Below are 3,855 nucleotides of genomic sequence, written 5' to 3'. Positions count from 1 at the left end.
GGCCGTAACCGCTGTTATCCTTGAATTCATCTGGTTGGTACAGACCTGCGTTCATAGACACTTTCTCACCAGGCTGCCTCTTTTCGAGGCAAATTTCTTTTCAATTCAACCACTTGCTGACCGCGCCGAACGTACGCCGGCTTAGCGGGGGCAAAAGGGTGGTCATTGTACACAGCGACACAGACGCTCACAAATTTGACGACGAAATGTCGCAAATCTATGTCGCATTTGTGAAAGGTTTAAAGCGATATGCTGTGCTAGTCAAAACTTTTTTAATTCTGACTGCAACGACTCAAAGACTACTGTGACGCAGACACCACAAGGCACGCGGCCCGTAAGGGCGGCGCGCACTCGTAGAAATTTTGAGGTGCTTGGAGAGGCGGCCTGGGTAAGGCCGCCGAATCTTCAGCGAGTTGTTGCCAGTTCCTGTTGGACGCTGGCGACAGTGCGAGGCCAAGGTTTACCAGCCTGAACCTTCGCTGGCAAGGCCTTGATGGCAGAAACGGCTGCATCACGATAGGCGAACTAGCCGTAGGTGATCACGTAAAGCGGCTTGCCGTTGAGGACTTTCTTGAAATAACGGTACTCGCCGCCCTGCTCCTTGACGAAGTTTTGCGCGGTCGCTTCGGAGCTGGTGCCAAGGATCTGCACCACGTAGTTGCTGGTCGGCTGACCGGCGTACCAGCTGCCACCGGCAGCCTTGGCCACGGTAACCGGCTTCTCGGCCGGTTTGGCGGCAGCAACAGGCTTGGCCGGAGCCGGAGCCGGTTTGGCTGCTGGCGCTGCCGGAGCAGGCTTGGCGCTGGCGACCTGAGTCGGTGCCGGGGTCGGCTTGGCGGCTGGAACAGGGACCGGCGTCGGCGCCGGGCCGGCCGGAACACCTGCCGGTGGCGCGGAAGTCGTTACGGTCGGCGGCGTCGCGCTGGAACCTTCGACAGGCACGCCATCGTCACCTTCGGTGATGCCGCCGGCGGCCTCAGCCAACGGGCCGCGCATCACCGGCTGCGAGTTGCCGACCAGCGGCAGCGGCATCGGCTGGGTATTGCCGGCGAACTCGACGTTCGGCGCGCCACCCTTGGCGCCCTGGCCCAGTGGCAGTTGTGCCTGTTCGTTGGCGGGTGCGCCAGTGGTTGGCGCCTTGTTGCGACCCGGCATCAGCCAGGCGGCGGCGACCGCGACCACAACGACGGCGGAAATCGCCAATACGTGTTTCTTCGGCATGTTGAACCCCATACTTGGACGCTTGACCGCAGAGCGGCTGGCAATCATGACTTCGATCAGTGCATCGCGAGCGACCTGGTTGATGTTGCCAGGCCACCCCTCGGCGCTTTCGTGAATCTCAGAGATCTGATCCGCGGTGAAAAGTTCGACACCCCGGCCCGCACCTTCGAGCCGTTGGTCGAGATATTCGCGGGTCTCTTCTTCGGTGTACGGCTGCAACTCGATGACGTGGAAGCGCTCTTCCTCGAGGTGCAAGGCCTCCAACTGCGCGATCAGCGACGATTCACCGAACAGGAACACGTGCGGACGACCTTCCGGTGCACCGGCCCCCAAGGCCATCAGCGCTTCGAGCGCGGATTCGTCGAGCTGCTCGGCGTCATCCACCAGCAGATAGACTTCCTGCCCGGTCAGTGCCAGCTGCACCACTTGCGCCAGAATCGCGCCGACCTCGGCCTGCGCCACGTCGAGCGCCTGAGCAACCTGACGCAGCACGCCGGCGGCATCGCCAGCCCCACGGGCCGACACTACAACGCTTTGCACCGATTGCTTGTTGGTGCTGGCTACCAGCGCCTGACGCAGCAGGGTCTTGCCGCTGCCCTGCGGGCCGGTGACCACCAGCAGCAACTGGCTGTAACGCGCCAGATGGTGCAGTTGCCCCAGCACCGGCTTGCGCTGGGCCGGGAAGAATTTGAAGCCCGGCACCCGCGGCGCGAAAGGGTCGTGACTTAACTGTAAATGGCCGAGGAACGCCTCGTCGGCATGCAAACTAGTCATCGGAATCTTATTAACCTTTAAGCTGAGCCAGAGCGCGGTAATCCGCTCCCAGCGTGGCCTGTAGAACCTCTTTCGGATAATCGGCGGTCACCACCGCTTCGCCCATCCGGCGCAGCAGCACCAGGCGCAGACGACCGTCGATCACTTTTTTATCAATTGCCATATGTTCGAGAAAATCGGCTTCGGTCATTTCTTCCGGCGGAATCACCGGCAGACCGGCACGCTGGAACAGACGAATGCCGCGATCACGCTCCTGCTCGCTGATCCAGCCCAGACGCGCGGACATGTCCAGCGCCATCACCGTACCTGCGGCGACCGCTTCACCATGCAACCAGACACCATAGCCCATGTGGGTCTCGATGGCGTGACCGAAGGTGTGGCCGAGATTGAGTGTGGCGCGCACGCCGGTTTCCTTCTCATCGGCACCGACCACCGCAGCCTTGGCCGCACAGGAACGCTCGATGGCGTAGGTCAGGGCTTTCTGGTCCAGCGCGCGCAGGGCATCGACGTTGTCTTCGAGCCAGGTCAGGAACGGCTCGTCGCAGATCAGACCGTACTTGATGACTTCAGCCAGACCGGCGGACAACTCACGCTCTGGCAGGGTTTTCAGGGACGCGGTATCGATCAGCACCACGTTCGGCTGATAGAACGCGCCGACCATGTTTTTGCCCAACGGATGATTGATGCCGGTCTTGCCGCCGACTGACGAATCGACCTGGGACAGCAGCGTGGTAGGAATCTGGATGAAGTCGACGCCGCGCTGGTAGCAGGCGGCGGCAAAACCGGCCATGTCACCGATGACACCGCCACCGAGGGCGATGATCGTGGTGCGGCGGTCGTGACGGGCGGTCAGCAGGCCGTCAAAGATCAGTTGCAGGGTTTCCCAGTTCTTGAAGGCTTCGCCGTCAGGCAACACCACCGAGATCACCGAGAACTGCGCCAGGCTGCGGGTCAGACGTTCAAGATAGAGCGGCGCCACAGTCGCGTTGGAGATGATTGCTACTTGCCGCCCGTGGATATGCGGCGCCAGCAACTCGGGCTGATCCAACAAACCTTCGCCAATATGAATCGGGTAGCTGCGCTCGCCTAGATCGACCTTGAGTGTCTGCATGTGTCCCCACAGTGAAGATGGAAGCAGGCGTCCTGCCCTGAATTATTGGTTGTCTGCGGCCTATAGCGGGTATGACGCCGCTCGCACGCCATCCGCCACAACCTCGACGGCTGTGACAGGACGCCGAGGATAGCGCATTTCGGGCAGCGCTTTAACGGGGTGGCAACTGAGCGAGACGGTCGAGAATATCGAGTACCACCATGCGCGGTGGCCGCTCGTCGGTTTCCACCACCAGATCGGCGATTTCCCGATAGAGCGGATCGCGGATCGCCAGCAGGTCACGCAGGGTTTTCGCCGGATCGGCGGTGCGCAGCAAAGGACGATTGCGGTCGCGCGACGTACGCCCGACCTGCTGCTCGACGGAGGCGTGCAGATACACCACCCGCCCGCCCGCGTGCAGGGCCTTGCGATTGGCGTCGCGCATCACCGCGCCGCCGCCGGTCGCCAGCACCACGCCGTCGAACGCGCACAGCTCGGCAATCATCGCCTGCTCACGGTCGCGAAAGCCGGGTTCGCCTTCCTTGTCGAAGATCCACGGGATATTGGCGCCCGTGCGCAGTTCAATTTCCTTGTCGGAATCTTTGAACGGCAGGCGCAGCTCTTTGGCCAGCAACCGGCCGATGGTGCTTTTTCCAGCGCCCATCGGTCCTACAAGAATCAAATTTCGCACAGAATCAACGACTCACAGCAATCGCCTGGTTATTCATGAAACGCGGAGTGAGAAATACCAGCACATCGGATTTATTCTC

The 3,855-nt window shown here is 61.3% G+C and carries 2 protein-coding genes and 1 pseudogene; all 3 read right to left on the bottom strand.

What is annotated here, in order from left to right:
• Positions 1 to 405 precede the first annotated feature (405 nt).
• Positions 406 to 1,995: pseudogene (locus ACIOUG_RS26190) on the bottom strand (AAA family ATPase).
• 10 nt (positions 1,996 to 2,005) lie between these two features.
• On the bottom strand, positions 2,006 to 3,106 hold the full coding sequence (gene aroB / locus ACIOUG_RS26185; RefSeq protein ID WP_401069944.1) for a 3-dehydroquinate synthase: 1,101 nt from the start codon (positions 3,104 to 3,106) through the stop codon (positions 2,006 to 2,008).
• 151 nt (positions 3,107 to 3,257) lie between these two features.
• Positions 3,258 to 3,776, bottom strand: a complete 519-nt coding sequence (aroK, locus tag ACIOUG_RS26180) for a shikimate kinase AroK (protein WP_401069941.1) — start codon at positions 3,774 to 3,776, stop codon at positions 3,258 to 3,260.
• Between the last annotated feature and the right edge of the window lie 79 nt (positions 3,777 to 3,855).

The organism is Pseudomonas sp. NPDC087803 (assembly GCF_044742995.1).
Lineage (GTDB): Bacteria > Pseudomonadota > Gammaproteobacteria > Pseudomonadales > Pseudomonadaceae > Aquipseudomonas.
Note: the sequence above shows the minus strand (reverse complement) of the source record. Positions and strands in the feature narration are given on the sequence as shown.